At 60.4% G+C, this 13591-nt stretch carries 11 protein-coding genes; 3 read left to right on the top strand and 8 right to left on the bottom strand.

Annotation, left to right across the window (positions count from 1 at the left end):
• Positions 1–65 precede the first annotated feature (65 nt).
• A complete protein-coding gene (gene glpT, locus BMX59_RS05760) occupies positions 66–1403 on the top strand; it encodes a glycerol-3-phosphate transporter (protein WP_025857408.1) in 1338 nt (445 codons plus the stop codon).
• Here the strand turns inward: glpT and BMX59_RS05755 are convergent.
• Positions 1400–2053: a gamma-glutamylcyclotransferase gene (locus BMX59_RS05755; protein ID WP_092241762.1), complete on the bottom strand. Its 654-nt coding sequence runs from the start codon at positions 2051–2053 to the stop codon at positions 1400–1402. The two genes, glpT and BMX59_RS05755, sit on opposite strands and share 4 nt — an antisense overlap.
• A 26-nt stretch (positions 2054–2079) precedes the next feature.
• Positions 2080–4467: a TonB-dependent receptor plug domain-containing protein gene (locus BMX59_RS05750; RefSeq protein ID WP_092241760.1), complete on the bottom strand. Its 2388-nt coding sequence runs from the start codon at positions 4465–4467 to the stop codon at positions 2080–2082.
• 329 nt (positions 4468–4796) lie between these two features.
• Here BMX59_RS05750 and BMX59_RS05745 point away from each other — a divergent pair, with 329 nt between their 5' ends.
• Entirely contained in the window at positions 4797–5279 is a 483-nt protein-coding gene (locus BMX59_RS05745) for a sn-glycerol-3-phosphate transporter (protein ID WP_093120481.1), read from the top strand.
• Here the strand turns inward: BMX59_RS05745 and BMX59_RS05740 are convergent.
• The 6 genes from BMX59_RS05740 to BMX59_RS05715 form a co-directional block, all read right to left on the bottom strand.
• Positions 5276–6244 carry a CDP-6-deoxy-delta-3,4-glucoseen reductase gene (locus BMX59_RS05740; protein ID WP_092241756.1) on the bottom strand — a complete coding sequence of 323 codons (969 nt, stop codon included), beginning with the start codon at positions 6242–6244 and terminating at the stop codon, positions 5276–5278. The genes BMX59_RS05745 and BMX59_RS05740 overlap by 4 nt on opposite strands.
• Entirely contained in the window at positions 6244–7710 is a 1467-nt protein-coding gene (gene ubiD, locus BMX59_RS05735; protein WP_092241754.1) for a 4-hydroxy-3-polyprenylbenzoate decarboxylase, read from the bottom strand. Before ubiD ends, BMX59_RS05740 begins: the two co-directional genes overlap by 1 nt.
• Before the next feature lie 59 nt (positions 7711–7769).
• Positions 7770–9752: an acyltransferase family protein gene (locus tag BMX59_RS05730; protein ID WP_093120476.1), complete on the bottom strand. Its 1983-nt coding sequence runs from the start codon at positions 9750–9752 to the stop codon at positions 7770–7772.
• A gap of 153 nt (positions 9753–9905) precedes the next feature.
• Positions 9906–11165, bottom strand: coding sequence for a transcription termination factor Rho (gene rho / locus BMX59_RS05725; protein WP_016973082.1), 1260 nt, complete (start codon positions 11163–11165; stop codon positions 9906–9908).
• 235 nt (positions 11166–11400) lie between these two features.
• Positions 11401–11730: a thioredoxin TrxA gene (trxA, locus tag BMX59_RS05720; protein ID WP_003213989.1), complete on the bottom strand. Its 330-nt coding sequence runs from the start codon at positions 11728–11730 to the stop codon at positions 11401–11403.
• A 121-nt stretch (positions 11731–11851) separates the two neighbouring features.
• On the bottom strand, positions 11852–12547 hold the full coding sequence (locus tag BMX59_RS05715) for a FadR/GntR family transcriptional regulator (RefSeq protein WP_093120474.1): 696 nt from the start codon (positions 12545–12547) through the stop codon (positions 11852–11854).
• 256 nt (positions 12548–12803) lie between these two features.
• On the opposite strand from BMX59_RS05715, the gene BMX59_RS05710 reads away from it, so the two are divergent.
• Positions 12804–13589 (top strand): transporter substrate-binding domain-containing protein, encoded by a 786-nt coding sequence (locus BMX59_RS05710; protein WP_071490465.1) that lies wholly within the window; start codon positions 12804–12806, stop codon positions 13587–13589.
• The last annotated feature ends 2 nt before the right edge of the window (positions 13590–13591 follow it).

Below are 13591 nucleotides of genomic sequence, written 5' to 3'. Positions count from 1 at the left end.
TATTTTCGGTAACGAAACTGTAACATTCGCATCCGCAGTCAAAACAAGAAATCTGGAGCTCTTGAATGTTTGCTTTCTTTCGTCCTGCCGCACATCAGGCGCCCCTGCCTGAAGAAAAAATAGACAGTACCTACCGACGCCTGCGCTGGCAGATCTTCGCCGGTATTTTCTTCGGTTACGCCGGGTACTACCTGCTGCGCAAGAACTTCTCCCTGGCCATGCCTTACCTGATCGACGAGGGCTATACCCGCGGCGAACTGGGCCTGGCGATGTCGGCTATCGCGATTGCCTACGGTCTGTCCAAGTTCCTCATGGGCCTGGTGTCCGACCGCTCCAACCCGCGCTACTTCCTGCCCTTCGGCCTGCTGGTTTCCGCCGGGGTGATGTTCATTTTCGGTTTCGCACCTTGGGCGACGTCCAGCGTGACCATGATGTTCATTTTGCTGTTCATCAACGGTTGGGCCCAGGGCATGGGCTGGCCGCCAAGTGGACGGACCATGGTGCACTGGTGGTCGCAGAAAGAACGCGGCGGCGTGGTGTCAGTGTGGAACGTGGCGCACAACGTCGGCGGCGGCCTGATCGGCCCGCTGTTCCTGCTGGGCATGGCCTGGTTCAACGACTGGCACGCGGCGTTCTACGTACCGGCCACCGTGGCGTTGCTGGTCGCGGCCTTTGCCTTCATCACCATGCGCGACACCCCGCAATCGGTAGGCCTGCCGCCAATCGAGCAATACAAGAACGATTACCCGGAAGGCTACGACGCCAGCCACGAAGACGAATTCAGCGCCAAGGAAATCTTCGTCAAGTACGTGCTGCGCAACAAAATGCTGTGGTACATCGCCTTCGCCAACGTGTTTGTCTACCTGCTGCGCTATGGCGTACTGGACTGGGCACCGACCTACCTGAAAGAAGCCAAGCACTTCACGGTGGATAAATCGTCGTGGGCGTACTTCTTCTATGAGTGGGCCGGTATCCCGGGCACGCTGTTGTGCGGCTGGATGTCGGACAAGATCTTCCGTGGCAACCGTGGCCTGACCGGCATCGTGTTCATGGCGTTGGTGACCGTGGCGACCCTGGTGTACTGGCTCAACCCGCCGGGCAACCCGATGATCGACATGATCGCGCTGTTCTCCATCGGCTTCCTGATCTACGGCCCGGTGATGCTGATCGGCCTGCAGGCGCTGGAACTGGCACCGAAGAAAGCCGCCGGCACCGCTGCGGGCTTCACCGGCCTGTTCGGTTACCTGGGCGGCTCGGTGGCAGCCAGTGCGGCCATGGGTTACACCGTGGACCATTTCGGCTGGGACGGTGGTTTCGTGCTGCTGATCGGCGCGTGCCTGCTGGCAATCGCCTTCCTGATCCCAACCCTGTGGCACACCAACAGCGTCAGCTCGGCGCGTTAACCGCCTGGGCAATCCTTTGCACAGCGCTTGAGCCGCGCCTCCAGGTTCTTATCTGGCATGGCGTGGCTACGCAGGGCGTTGACGGTCTGCTCGACATAATCGCGAGTGGTGCCGTAACGCCCGCAAGCGCTTTGCAGCACATGGTTCAGCACGATATCGGGCAAGTTACCGGCGTAACTGGGCAAGTGCCGTTCCAACACAAACCCCAGCGCCTGTACGGTATTGCCATCTTCCAGACGGCAGCTGAGCCAGTGTGGCCGGTAGGACGGGTAAGGCATCTCGCGCTGCCACAGGGCGTACAGCGAGGCCTCCAACTGATCGTCCGGCAAACGGTAGGCAAACCCGCTGCAGGAGCCGCCGCGATCCAGACCAAACACCAATCCCGGCAACTCCGGTGTCCCCCGATGCTCATGGGACCACAGGTACAGACCCCGGTGATAACCGTGGACCCGTGCCCGCACCCGCTCGGTCGAGGAGCATTCAGGGCGCCAGATCAGCGAACCATAAGCGAATAACCAGACCGGCCCACCCTTATGCCGCGCCATAGTGGCCTGCATCGAGCTCATCAACTGTTCGTGAGTGAGTTGCGGCCCAAGATCGAGCCGCGGAGGGTAAGCCAATTGCAAAAGATCGGATTCAATAACGGTCATGGCAAATCGCTTAGGTCTCCTGTGCTTTACCAGTTGTAGGCAACTTTACCGTAATAGAACGCACCGCTGTAACCGTATGGCGAAAAAGTGCTATAGGCCAAATTCCCACCGCTGCTGGCAAACGCGTTGACCTTCTCCGGATATTTATCGGTGACGTTGTCGCCGCCCAGGGTGAAGGTCCAGTTCTTCAACTTGTAGTCCGCCGACAAATCCAGGACCCAGGCCGCCTTGAAGGTCTGGTCGTTGACCTTGTCGGCCTGGTAGCTGGTGAATTCACCATAGCGCACCAGGTTACTGTGCAGCGCCCAATTGCCGAATGTGAAGTCGTTACCCAGGCTCAGCTTGTGCTCAGGCGTGGTATCGCCCAACAAACCGCTCTTTTCGCGACGGTCTACCCGCACCAGGTTGGCACCCAGGCTGTCGAGGATGGCCGGGTTGGGCTTTACGTCCGTCACCCGGGTGTGGTTGTAGTTGTAGCCCACGGTGCTGTTCCAGCGGATGCCGTTATCGAACTGATAGCGATAGTTGGCCACCAGGTCGACGCCGTCGGTGCTGGTGTCGGTGGCGTTGGTGAAGTAGCGGGCAGTGGTGTAGTTGATATTGCCGACACCATTGGCGCGCAGATAGGCCTGGGTGGCCGGGTCCAGGTTAAGGTTGGACGACAGACTGATACGGTCGCGGATATCGATGCGGTACACGTCCACCGTTACCGTCAGGTCGTCGGCAGGTTCCAGTACCAGGCCAAGGCTGTAGTTGCGCGACTTCTCGGCCTTGAGGTCTTCCGCGCCCAGCAGGCGGGCCACCTGGCTCGACGCCGGGAAGGTGCCGGCCTCGCGGATATCACTGCCGATCAATTGCGACGAGGTAAACGCAAAGTTCTGCTGCGCCAGGGACGGTGCGCGGAAACCGTTGGAGATACTGCCGCGCAAGGCCACCTGCGGGGTGAAGTCGTAACGGGCCGACAGCGAGCCGCTGACATTGGAACCGAAGTCACTGTAATCCTCATGCCGCACGGCGGCCGATGCGCTGAGTTTTTCGGTGAAGTTGGTTTCCAGGTCCAGGTACTGGGCCCAGTTGTGGCGCGAACTGCTGCCGGCGTCGGCATCACGGAAGCCACCGAGGCCCGAGCTGCCGGTCTGGTAGTAGGACGCCGGTTCACCCGCTTCAATCTCGTAACCCTGGCGCAGGTATTCACCGCCAAAGGCCACGGAGACCGGGTATGGCAGCAAGCCCACGTCGAACTCACGGGACAGGTCGAGGCTGACTTGCTTCTGGTCGTTGCTCAGGGTGCCGTTGTCGAACTTGCGCGGCGTGGCCAGGCCCAGGGAGGTGTTGATGGTTTCCGTGCCCAGCTCGTATTGGTTCTTGCCGTAGTTGGCCGACAGGTCGTAATGCCAGTCGTAGGCCAACAGCCCACGCAGGCCCACCACCAGCGAGGTGTCTTCCAGGTTGCCCTTGATCAGCGGCAGATAACCGTTGGGGTTGAGCGCCGGGATGTTATTGGAAGCGTTGCTCGCCCGGTAGAACGCCGCCGTCTCACCGCGCCGCTTACTGTAGCCGCCGAAGGTGTAGAACTCGGCAGCATCGTTGAACGAATATTCCGAGTTGAACTGGAACTTGCCCTCATTGGTGGCCGGCTCGCCCTGGCGGAACACGCGCTGGCCGTAGGTGGTGGAGCCGACACTGCCTGGGCGGTAATCATCTCCCGCACGGTTGGTGTAATCGTTATCGGCACCTTCGGCCGAGAGGTTGATAAAGCCGTTATCGCCCAGCGCCAGGCCAGTATTGCCGCTGACATTACGCTGGATACCGTCGCCCTTCTTGTATTCGCCGAACTTGGTAGAGATCGAGCCACCATGGTCGGCGTGCTTGAGGATCACGTTGATCACCCCGGCAATGGCGTCCGAGCCGTAGCGCGCGGAAGCGCCATCGCGCAGCACCTCGATATGGTCTACCGCCGACAGCGGGATCGCATTCAGGTCCGCCGGCGCAGAGCCGCGACCCACCGCACCGCCCAGGTTGACGAACGCGCTGGTATGGCGACGCTTGCCATTGACCAGCACCAGCACCTGATCTGGCGACAGGCCACGCAACTGCGCAGGACGCACCAGCTCGGCACCGTCCACCAGGCTCGGGCGCGGGAAGTTGATCGACGGAATCAGCCGCGCCAGCACGGCGCCCAGCTCATCGGAGCCGGTGCTGCGCAGGGTATCGCCGGAAATCACATCGATGGGTGACAGCGAAGCACTGGCCGTGCGCTCCTGGGCCCGGGTGCCGGTGACGATCACGGTGTCGAGCCTGGGTGCATCGGTAGCCGAGGTTTCGGCCGCGAAGACAGGATTGAAACCCACGGCGGTCAGCAAATTGGCTGACAAAATCGCCGTGTACAGCGCGTGTTGCTTGTAGCTCCCCATACCGCTCCCCTTTGAATCAAAAAACCAGAACATCGCGTTCTGAGTTCATACGATCGGTCCGGCTGGCGGGCGGTGGCGGTCAGTGATTGGTGGTTGTGAATGAGTCGGTAGTCCGTTGCGATATAGCTTAAGGATATTCATGTAACAAATTAAATACCTTTAAAGCATAAGCGATTGCATATGCAAACTCGCCCATTCGTCAGGATTGCGCGTGCCAATCCCGGTAGTTTCAGTCCCGGTTCAGCCTGGGAACGCGCCAAGCCGTCAAAATAGCGCACACGTCACGACCCACCTAGCCGCCTGTCAAACAGACTATCGAGGTCGCACCCATGAAAAAATTCCGACTGCCTGGCCTGCTGTTCCTGGCCCAGGCCACCACCGCTCTGGCGGGCGAAGCACCAGCCACCGAGGACGACAAAGGTTTCTGGTACGCCCAGACCAGCGTCTACACCCGGCACTTTGCGCCGGACCCGAACCACAACAACAACCAGGACCTGATCGGCCTGGAGCGCAATGAAGCCTCAGGTTTTGTGTATGGCGGGGCGACGTTTCGCAACTCGTTCAGCCAGCGCTCGTTCTACGCGTACGCGGGTAAACGCTACGACCTGGCGGACTATCCGGTGTACCTGAAGCTGACCGGTGGGGCGATCCAGGGCTATCGCGGCAAGTACCGCGACAAGATCCCGTTGAACCGTTTCGGCGTGGCGCCGGTGATCATTCCGTCGGTGGGCGCCCATTACGGGCCGGTAGCGGCGGAATTGGTGTTGCTGGGGTTCAATGCAGCGATGGTGACGACCGGCGTACGATTTTAAGCACGCGGCGCATAGGCAAACACATCAGCCCGCATCTGGTGCGCATCCATGCCGGCTTCGACCAACGCATCCAAGGTGCCATAGACCATGGCCGGTGAGCCGCTGGCGTAGACGTGCACCGACTTGAGGTCGGCAATATCTTCGCACACCGCTTCATGCAACAACCCGCAGCGCCCTTCCCAACCGCACAGATCGCTGACGACTTTGTGCAGGAACAGGTTGGGCAGTTGCAGCCACTGATCCCAGTGTTCGATCTCGTAGAAATCTTCCGGTCGACGCACGCCCCAGTACAGGTGCACCGGGTGCTTGAAGCCGGAGGCGCGGCAATGTTCGATCAGGCTGTGCATCTGCGCCATGCCGGTGCCGGCGGCGATCAACACCAGCGGCCCATCGGGCAGCTCGGCCAGGTGGGTGTCGCCAAACGGCAGCTCGACGCGGGCCATCTGGTTGCGCTGCAGTTGCGCAAGCAAAGTGCGCGCGCTGTCCTCGCGAGCCAGTACATGTAACTCCAGCTCACGCCCGGCATGAGGCGCCGACGCCAGGGAGAAGGCGGATTTCTCGCCATTCTCCCGCTCGATCATCAGGTATTGCCCGGCGTGGTAACGCACCGCCTTGCCAGCCGGCGCACGCAGGCGCACTCGCCACACATCGCCACCGACCTCTACGCACTCACTCAATTGGCACGACAGCTTGCGCAACGGCAACTCTCCCGGCGCCAGCACGCCATCCCACAACACAATGCAATCTTCCAGCGGCTCGGCAATACAGGTGTAGAACTCACCGTGATCACGCACTTCACCAGCCTGCTGCACGCGGCCTTCCACCAACAGCGCGGCGCACACATGGCACACACCGTTGCGACAGGCCTGTGGGCACTCGTAGCCCAGGCGGCGTGCGCCTTCGAGGATTCGCTCGCCAGGGACCAGCTCCAGCACGGCGCCGGAAGGTTGCAGGGTTACACGCATCAATCTATTCCCAATTCTTTCCAGATCGCATCGACACGGGCAGTGACGGCTTCATCCTTGACGATCACCCGGCCCCACTCGCGGGTGGTTTCACCCGGCCATTTGTGGGTGGCATCCAGGCCCATCTTCGAACCCAGGCCCGACACCGGCGAAGCGAAGTCGAGGTAGTCGATTGGCGTGTTGTCGATCATCACCGTGTCGCGCTTGGGGTCCATGCGCGTGGTGATGGCCCAGATCACGTCGTTCCAGTCGCGGGCGTTGATGTCGTCGTCGGTGACAATAACGAACTTGGTGTACATGAACTGTCGCAAAAACGACCACACACCGAGCATTACCCGCTTGGCATGACCTGGGTACGACTTTTTCATGGTCACGATGGCCATGCGGTACGAGCAGCCTTCCGGCGGCAGGTAGAAGTCAGTGATCTCCGGGAATTGCTTCTGCAGGATCGGCACGAACACTTCGTTGAGTGCCACGCCGAGAATCGCCGGCTCGTCCGGCGGCCGGCCGGTGTAGGTGCTGTGGTAGATCGGTTTGATCCGATGGGTGATGCGCTCGACGGTGAACACCGGGAAGCTGTCGACTTCGTTGTAGTAGCCGGTGTGGTCGCCGTAAGGGCCTTCATCGGCCATTTCACCCGGGTGGATCACACCTTCGAGGATGATTTCGGCAGTGGCCGGTACTTGCAGGTCGTTGCCGCGGCATTTCACCAGCTCGGTGCGATTACCGCGCAGCAGACCGGCGAAGGCGTATTCGGACAGGCTGTCGGGCACTGGGGTCACGGCACCGAGGATAGTGGCGGGGTCGGCACCCAGGGCCACGGAGACCGGGAAGGGTTTGCCGGGATGCTTATCGCACCACTCACGGTAGTCCAGCGCGCCGCCACGGTGGCTCAACCAGCGCATGATGACCTTGTTGCGGCCGATCACTTGCTGGCGGTAGATGCCGAGGTTCTGGCGGTCCTTGTTCGGGCCTTTGGTGACGGTCAGGCCCCAGGTGATCAGCGGGCCGACGTCGCCGGGCCAGCAGGTCTGCACCGGCAGCATGGCGAGATCGACGTCATCGCCTTCGATGACCACCTCTTGACACACCGCGTCCTTGACCACTTTGGGGGCCATGGCAATGATCTTGCGGAAGATCGGCAGCTTCGACCAGGCATCCTTGAGGCCCTTGGGCGGCTCGGGCTCCTTGAGGAAGGCCAGCAGCTTGCCGATCTCGCGCAATTCGCTGACCGACTCGGCGCCCATGCCAAAGGCCACGCGCTCCGGCGTACCGAACAGGTTGCCGAGCACCGGGATATCAAAGCCGGTCGGGTTCTCGAACAGCAGCGCCGGGCCCTTGTTACGCAGGGTACGGTCGCAAATCTCAGTCATTTCCAGCACCGGGGAAATCGGCATCTGAATACGTTTCAACTCTCCGCGCTGCTCAAGTTGCTGCACGAAATCCCGAAGATCCTTGAATTTCATTAACCATGCCACCCGTAAAATAGGCGTACATCCTACCTGCTCTGAGGGCGGCTGGCAGCTTAATTGGCCGTTAGCCCTCGTGATTGCAGCGAACGAAACAACGGCTCCAGGAAGGCCTCGACGTGCCGCGCACCGACATCAGAGAGGTGATTGTCATCGGTGTACAGCGCTCGGCCGTTGAACTCAACCCGGCACAAGCCATCGGCGCCGCACAGCAAGGGCGCGGGGTCGAGCACCGTGACACCGCTGTCGGCCGCTGCCAACTCGTCAAACAGCTGGGAGATAAAGGCTTGGCGCTTGAGGTGCTCGGCCACGGGCAGGCCTTCTCGGTCCACCGGCCGGTGCATCATCGCCAGGCGACTGAGACGGTAAGGCACGATGATTTCCTGCAACGGCACCTCCTTGATCAGCCAGACTCTATGGCCTGCGGCGCGCAAATCCTTGATGCGCTCGCGCAGCCCCTCAGCGAAGCGTTGCTCAGCGATGGCACGCACGTATTGACCTGTCGCGGGGTCCTTGAGCGCGTGCTCTTTGTCACCTGACATCTGCCCATAGAGGTACAAGCTCCAGCGCGCCGCCAGCACCACATCGCTGAAGGATCGCTCGGCCAGCGCTTTTTCCACGCGATGATTGAAATGGGCGCAGCGGGCAATGTTTTCCAGGCCATCCAAAGGCACGCAACCCGCAAAACTGGCCTCTACCAGGCTGATGTCGTGCCGCTTGGCCGCCATCTCAAGTGCTGGAATCAAGGCCGTGGCGTGACTGTCACCCCATACCAGTGCGGAAACCGCGCTGTCTTTAGAACCGAAATAACAGAACAGCCGCTCGTCGGGCGTGTCTTTGTCGGCCATGCACGCCATCAACTCCGGGCTCCACTTTTTTGCCTGGGCATAACGCAGGGCCTGCTCGGATAAGCGCGATGGCACACCGTCGGCCTTGCGCAACGCCACACCTGTGATGCCGAGGCACAGGATCCCGACGCACGCCGCCGCCAGAATCGCCTTACGCCCGGGCAGCAGGCGCTTCTCCCGAAACGGAGTTTCCACAAAACGCCAGGACAGGTAGCCCAACACCAGGCTCAGCAGCATCAGACCGCCCAGTTCCAGCGGGCTCAGGCCATCAACCGCGGCATAGCTGGCATACACGAACACCGGCCAGTGCCACAGGTACCAGGAGTAGGAAATCAACCCCACGCCCACCATCACCCGTGAACTCAGCAGGCGCCCGACCCAGGTGGGTTGCTGGCCGTTGGCCCAGATCAGCCCGACCACACCCAGCACCGGCAACAACGCGGCCGCGCCGGGAAACGGTGTGGCTGAATCGAAGACTAAAACGGCGATCAGTATCAGTGTCATCGACAACAGGCTGATCCCTTGGGCCAGAGCGGGCGACGCTCGCCATTCACGCAGGGGCATCACCGCCAGCATGGCGCCGGCCAGCAACTCCCAGGCACGCAGATGCAACAGGTAGAACGCCTTTTGCGGCGCATGAACCACCGCCCACAGGCTCATGCCGAACGACACCAGCAAAATCCCGAATAGCGCCAGGCGCCAATGCTTCAGGCGACTGGCCAGCAAGGTCAACAGCAGCGGGAAGATGATGTAGAACTGCTCTTCGACCGCCAGCGACCAAGTGTGCAACAACGGCTTGATGTCGGAGGCCGCCTCAAAGTAACCGTGCTGGCGAGAAAACAGCAGGTTGGAGGTGAAGATCGCCTGGTAGTGCACCGACCGCCCAAGCTCCTCGTAGTCCTTGGGCGCCAACAGGAACCAGCCCACCGCCAGGGTGGCCGCCATCATGACAAACAGCGCCGGCAGGATGCGCCGGGCACGCCGCGCCCAGAAATCCACAAAGCTGAAGCGCCCGGCCTGGCGTTCCCGACAGATGATCGAGGTGATCAGGAACCCTGAAATCACGAAAAATACATCTACACCGACGAAGCCGCCTGTTACACCGGGCACCCCAAAATGGAACAGCACCACAGCCAGCACTGCAACGGCGCGTAGCCCATCGATGTCTCTTCGGTAAGCAAGAACAGTCATAAAACGTAGTCAACCTGATACGAATGGGAGTGAGCGTAGCCTCACTCCCCTTTTTTGTTTCTTAACTGACACTTATGCCGCACAAACCTCCCTTTTTTGGCGCAAAAAAATGGCGCCCCTTGGTGCGCCATTTTTTCGACCTGAAACGTCGTACTACTTACGCTTCATCGACAGGAAGAACTCGTCGTTGGTCTTGGTGGTTTTCAGCTTGTCGACCAGGAACTCGATGGCGGCTACTTCGTCCATCGGGTGCAGCAGCTTGCGCAGGATCCACATGCGCTGCAGTTCGTCGTCAGCGGTCAGCAACTCTTCGCGGCGGGTGCCGGAACGGTTGATGTTGATCGCCGGGAACACGCGTTTTTCCGCGATGCGACGATCCAGTGGCAGTTCCATGTTGCCGGTACCCTTGAACTCTTCGTAGATCACTTCGTCCATCTTCGAACCGGTTTCAACCAGTGCGGTGGCGATAATGGTCAGCGAGCCGCCTTCTTCGATGTTCCGCGCGGCACCGAAGAAACGTTTCGGTTTCTCCAGGGCGTGGGCATCGACACCACCGGTCAATACCTTGCCGGAGCTCGGGATCACGGTGTTGTAGGCACGGGCCAGACGGGTGATGGAGTCGAGCAGGATCACCACGTCCTTCTTGTGTTCGACCAGGCGCTTGGCCTTCTCGATCACCATTTCGGCAACCTGCACGTGGCGGGTTGGCGGCTCGTCGAACGTGGAGGCAACCACTTCGCCGCGCACGGTGCGCTGCATTTCGGTTACTTCTTCCGGACGCTCATCGATCAGCAGCACGATCAGGTGAACTTCAGGATTGTTACGCGCGATGTTCGCGGCAATGTTCTGCAGCATGATGGTCTTACCGGCTTTCGGCGGGGCGACGATCAGGCCACGCTGGCCCTTGCCGATCGGGGCGCACAGGTCGATCACACGACCGGTGAGGTCTTCGGTGGAACCGTTACCGGCTTCCATCTTCATGCGCACGGTCGGGAACAGCGGGGTCAGGTTCTCGAAGAGAATCTTGTTTTTCGCGTTCTCGGGACGATCGAAGTTGATCGTGTCGACCTTGAGCAGGGCGAAATAACGCTCGCCTTCCTTCGGTGGGCGGATCTTGCCAACGATGGTGTCACCGGTGCGCAAGTTGAAGCGACGGATCTGGCTTGGCGAGACGTAGATATCGTCTGGGCCGGCGAGATAGGACGCGTCAGCAGAGCGGAGGAAGCCGAAGCCGTCCTGGAGAATCTCCAGCACGCCATCACCGGAGATTTCCTCGCCGCTTTTCGCGTGCTTCTTGAGCAGGGAGAAAATCACGTCCTGCTTGCGCGAACGGGCCATATTTTCTATGCCCATTTCTTCGGCCAATTGGAGCAGGTCGGTAATCGGCTTTTGCTTGAGTTCAGTCAGATTCATATAGGAATGACGTAATCATTTATGGAGGGGGGAAATTAAGCTTTTGGCTTAATGAGGCCGCGCCGCAGAGAAGGCGACAGGATCGCGTACTAATCGAAAAGGAATGCGTCGGCGACGGCTTGCAGGGGGCAGTGGAGAAACCAGTGCGGGGCCGAATGTACCACCTGAGTTTCGGAGCGTCTAGCCCTGTTTCACGAAAAAGCCCCGCTATTTTGCGGGGCCTTTTTGACGACGCTTAGATGTTCGCGTCCAGGAAAGCTTGGAGCTGAGACTTCGACAGCGCGCCTACCTTGGTCGCTTCGACGTTGCCGTTCTTGAACAGCATCAGGGTCGGGATGCCACGCACGCCGTGCTTGGCCGGGGTTTCCTGGTTGTCGTCGATGTTCAACTTGGCAATGGTCAGCTTGCCTTCGTAGGTGGTCGCAATGTCGTCCAGGACTGGAGCGATCATTTTGCAAGGGCCGCACCATTCAGCCCAGTAGTCAACCAGCACCGGGCCTTGAGCCTTGAGTACTTCGGCCTCAAAGGTCGCGTCGGTGACGTGCTTGATAAGATCGTTGCTCATGGATGTCTCCGGATTGTAAGCAAAAAAAACGTGGCCCATCATAGCCGCCCTTCCCCCGTTCAGGAAGCCGCCTCTGATTGAGTCTTCCTATGATGGCCCATGAGTCTGGGTATAGCCCAACTCAGGACGTTATGGGAGTCACGAAGGCTATGCCGGTGCGCAACGCCGCATTGCGTACGTGCTCCTGCATGGTTTTTTGCGCCGCCGCGCTGGCGCGCCGGGCCAGCGCGCGCACTATCCGGCGGTGCTCCTGCCAGGTTTCCATGGCTCGCTCCGGTCGGATGAACGGTAGCTTCTGACTCTCCAGAAAAACTTCGGCACTCGCGCTCAGAATGCTCACCATCGCCTGGTTGCCGCTGGCGAGCAGGATGCGCTGGTGAAATTCGAAGTCGAGCCTGGCGGCGGCTTCGAAGTCGCCGGCCTTGAGCACCTTGCGCATGGCCTCGACATTGTCTTCCAGGCTGTCCAACTCATCGAGGGTCAGCGTCACCGCCGCCAAACCCGCCGCAAAACCCTCCAGGGCATAGCGCAACTGGAAGATATCCAGTGGCGTAGCCTGCGCCGCGAAGGGCCAGGCGAACCCCGGTGACTCCTCGACCGCCTGCACGAACACGCCCTTGCCCGGCTGCACACTGACCACACCCAACGCACTGAGGGACGACAATGCCTCACGCAACGACGCTCGGCTCACCCCCAACTGCACTGCCAGATCACGTTGGGACGGCAGTGCATCGCCCGGCCCGAAGCCTTGCTCCTTGATCAGTTTGCGGATGGCCTGCAGGGCCGCTTCCGGTACGGCTTGGGCAATGGAATTCATAAAAAAAGTCAAGTTTCCAGTCAACTGAGTGGCTAGTTGTAAAGCTATTCGTGGCGGGCGGCAAGCCACGCCCCAAAGGGGCTCGCGGGGTTTTGCCGACGCTCGAAAACAGTGCGCAAAGCCCCGACACTGTTCAGACCAGTCCGACCACCAGAACTCAACAAATACTGGCCCTGCAGACCATTCTGAGGTTGATGGCATGGGCTGTGCACTGGGCAAACCCAGAAAATCCCTTCGCCCTTCTCGGAGAGTTGCCATGACCAAACGCTACAGCGCCCTGCTTACTGCCCTGTTTGCCAGCCTGATGCTGAGCCAGGCACCCGCCCAGGCCAATGGTCTGGACGACATCGTCGCCCGTGGCACCCTCAAGGTCGCCGTACCCCAGGACTTCCCGCCCTTCGGCTCGGTCGGCCCTGACATGAAGCCACGTGGTCTGGACATCGACACCGCCAAGCTGCTGGCCGACCAGCTCAAGGTCAAGCTGGAACTGACCCCGGTCAACAGCACCAATCGTATTCCGTTCCTCACCACCGGCAAGGTCGATCTGGTGATCTCCAGCCTGGGCAAGAACCCTGAGCGGGAAAAGGTCATCGACTTCTCCAAGGCCTACGCGCCGTTCTACCTGGCCGTGTTCGGCCCGCCTGAAGCCGCCATCAGTAGCACCGACGACCTCAAGGGCAAAACCATCAGCGTGACCCGTGGCGCCATCGAAGATATCGAACTGACCGCCGTCGCCCCCAAGGAAGCCACGATCAAGCGCTTCGAAGACAACAACTCGACCATCGCCGCCTACCTGGCCGGCCAGGTCGACCTGATTGCCAGCGGCAACGTGGTAATGGTGGCGATCAGCGAACGCAACCCAAAACGCGTACCCGCGCTGAAGGTAAAGCTCAAGGACTCGCCGGTGTACGTGGGCGTGAACAAGAACGAGCCGGCATTGCTGGATAAGGTCAACCAGATCCTGGTCGCGGCCAAGGCCGATGGCAGCCTGGAAAAGAACGCTATGCAATGGCTGAAAGAGCCACTGCCCGCCGATCTCTGAAA

Source organism: Pseudomonas sp. NFR09 (assembly GCF_900111535.1).
GTDB lineage: Bacteria > Pseudomonadota > Gammaproteobacteria > Pseudomonadales > Pseudomonadaceae > Aquipseudomonas > Aquipseudomonas extremorientalis.
Note: the sequence above shows the minus strand (reverse complement) of the source record. Positions and strands in the feature narration are given on the sequence as shown.

Bases quoted from the DNA above. Each gene is read 5' to 3' on its own strand.
- BMX59_RS05755 (WP_092241762.1), bottom strand. From the start codon at position 2,053: ATGACCGTTATTGAATCCGATCTTTTGCAATTGGCTTACCCTCCGCGG.
- BMX59_RS05745 (WP_093120481.1), top strand. From the start codon at position 4,797: ATGAAAAAATTCCGACTGCCTGGCCTGCTGTTCCTGGCCCAGGCCACC.
- trxA (WP_003213989.1), bottom strand. From the start codon at position 11,730: ATGAGCAACGATCTTATCAAGCACGTCACCGACGCGACCTTTGAGGCC.
- BMX59_RS05715 (WP_093120474.1), bottom strand. From the start codon at position 12,547: ATGAATTCCATTGCCCAAGCCGTACCGGAAGCGGCCCTGCAGGCCATC.
- ubiD (WP_092241754.1), bottom strand. From the start codon at position 7,710: ATGAAATTCAAGGATCTTCGGGATTTCGTGCAGCAACTTGAGCAGCGC.
- BMX59_RS05710 (WP_071490465.1), top strand. From the start codon at position 12,804: ATGACCAAACGCTACAGCGCCCTGCTTACTGCCCTGTTTGCCAGCCTG.
- BMX59_RS05730 (WP_093120476.1), bottom strand. From the start codon at position 9,752: ATGACTGTTCTTGCTTACCGAAGAGACATCGATGGGCTACGCGCCGTT.
- glpT (WP_025857408.1), top strand. From the start codon at position 66: ATGTTTGCTTTCTTTCGTCCTGCCGCACATCAGGCGCCCCTGCCTGAA.
- BMX59_RS05750 (WP_092241760.1), bottom strand. From the start codon at position 4,467: ATGGGGAGCTACAAGCAACACGCGCTGTACACGGCGATTTTGTCAGCC.
- BMX59_RS05740 (WP_092241756.1), bottom strand. From the start codon at position 6,244: ATGCGTGTAACCCTGCAACCTTCCGGCGCCGTGCTGGAGCTGGTCCCT.
- rho (WP_016973082.1), bottom strand. From the start codon at position 11,165: ATGAATCTGACTGAACTCAAGCAAAAGCCGATTACCGACCTGCTCCAA.